The organism is Pseudomonas tumuqii (assembly GCF_013184545.1).
GTDB classification, from domain to species: domain Bacteria; phylum Pseudomonadota; class Gammaproteobacteria; order Pseudomonadales; family Pseudomonadaceae; genus Aquipseudomonas; species Aquipseudomonas tumuqii.
Map to the genome: position 1 here is coordinate 1 of NZ_JAAOJA010000044.1, position 1,883 is coordinate 1,883.

The 1,883-nt window shown below is 62.2% G+C and carries 1 protein-coding gene; it reads right to left on the reverse strand.

From position 1 onward, the window contains the following. Positions 1–92 precede the first annotated feature (92 nt). Complete coding sequence (gene ltrA, locus G9C89_RS24840; protein WP_172153359.1) at positions 93–1,454, reverse strand: group II intron reverse transcriptase/maturase; 1,362 nt, start codon at positions 1,452–1,454, stop codon at positions 93–95. Positions 1,455–1,883 lie beyond the last annotated feature (429 nt).

The window sequence follows — 1,883 nt, forward strand, 5'->3', positions numbered from 1 at the left end:
CCTAATCGGGATAGGGAGACGCCTCACGGCGCCTCTCCTCCCACACCACCGTGCATACGGGTCACGTACACGGCGGTTCGATGAATATATTCCTACCGCACCACAATGGCCGGCAGCCCCAGGTTCTTGAAGTACCGCAGTGGTAATGCCAGCCTCAGTGCCGGGGTGTTGCTCAACCGCCAAGGGCCATGCGCCGACTTGCTGGTGTTCCATGCTTCTCGCACGTTTACACCGCGCTTGCGCAGTTCCCGGTAGCCGGCTCGTCCCCATTGCTTCCAGAGGTAGCAGCGTAGTTTGCGTCGTATCCATTTGTCGATGTCGTGCAGAGGGCTCAGCACTTCGGCAATGCCGAAATACGCTTTCCATCCAAGCAGGGTTTTCCTCAGCTCTGTCACGATAACGTCCAGACGGTGGCCTCGTGTCCGACGGGTCAGTGCGCGCACTTTCGCCTTGAGCCGTTCGAGGGCCTTATCGGCCACCTTCAGGCGGGCGTCTCTGCGGCTGACCGTGAAGCCCAGGAACGTGCGTTCGGCTGGGCGATCCACCGCGCTTTTCAACGGATTGACTGTGAGCCGCAGTCGTTCACTGATCATGCGCTCTACGCTGGCCATCACCCGTTCTCCCGCGCGCTTGCTTCTGACCAGGATGTTGCAGTCGTCGGCATAGCGGGCGAAGCGGTGGCCGCGCCGTTGCAGTTCCCAATCCAGTTCATCCAATACGATGTTGGCCAGTACCGGTGAGAGCGGGCCGCCTTGCGGCACGCCCAGCGGTGTGGCTTCGATTCGTTCGCCCCGTTGCACGCCAGCCTTGAGGAAGCGGTTGATCAGGCGCAGCAGTGCGGCGTCCTGACAGCGGTGCTTGAGCCTCGCCATCAGCCGGTCGTGATTGACCCGATCGAAGAATGCTTCCAGGTCGATGTCCACCACCCAGCCGTAGCCGTCGCGGATGCTCGTCTGCACATGGCGTAGCGCCTGGTGCGCCGAGCGTTGGGGGCGAAAGCCGTAGCTGTGCGGGTGGAAGTGGGGCTCCCATTGCGCCGACAGTACCTGCGCAATGGCTTGCTGGATGAAACGGTCCACCACCGTGGGGATACCCAGGCAGCGAACCTTGCCATCTGGCTTCGGGATTTCCACGCGCTTGACCGGCTGGGGGCAAAAGGTGCCCGCCAGTAGTTGTGCGCGGATCCGTGGCCAGTGGTCTTGGAGGTAGTGGGGCAAGGCCTCGACGGTCATGCCATCGATGCCCGGCGCGCCCTGGTTGCGGCGTACTTGTTTGAGTGCGCGCTGCAGGTTCTCACGCTGTAACACGCGGGCGAGCAGCGCTTGGGGTGGAATTGACTCGGGTAGTTCGCTCGATCCAGGGACGGCTTCATCCCGCGGCGAGGCCGCGGCCAGCCGGGGCTGGTGGTCAGATGCATTGCCGTCTCTCTTCAAGGCGATTCCCTTATCATTCATCGTTCCGGCCTTCAGTGGGGCCACCCACCTACTATGCCTTCTGCTGACTTCTCCACGGTATTCAGCGCCGATTGCTCGACGCCCAGCTTCGCGAGCGAAGCACCGGAGAGATCTCCCGGGGTAAGACACGTCACTGTCACTGCGCGAACGCCGAATTTACAAAGTGCATCCCAGCCGCAGATGGAGGACTTCGCGGTTACGTGCCCGCTCGTCCCGGATGCACCACGCCTCATATCCGGTTCTTGTTCATCGTCCCGCAGTTTTGGGTTCGGCTTCCTCCAGACCCCGCCTCGCGACGACGCCCTTGCCGTTTCCCTAGCCTTCGGCTCTGCGAAAACCTGGCTGCCGGACTTTCACCGACATAGTTACGTGCCATGCCCGGCACACACGTTTGGTTAAGGGGCGGGCTTTAGCCCGTCCCAGTGAGCG

Coding starts and splice junctions, on each gene's coding strand:
- ltrA (WP_172153359.1), bottom strand. CDS start 1,454: ATGAATGATAAGGGAATCGCCTTGAAGAGAGACGGCAATGCATCTGAC.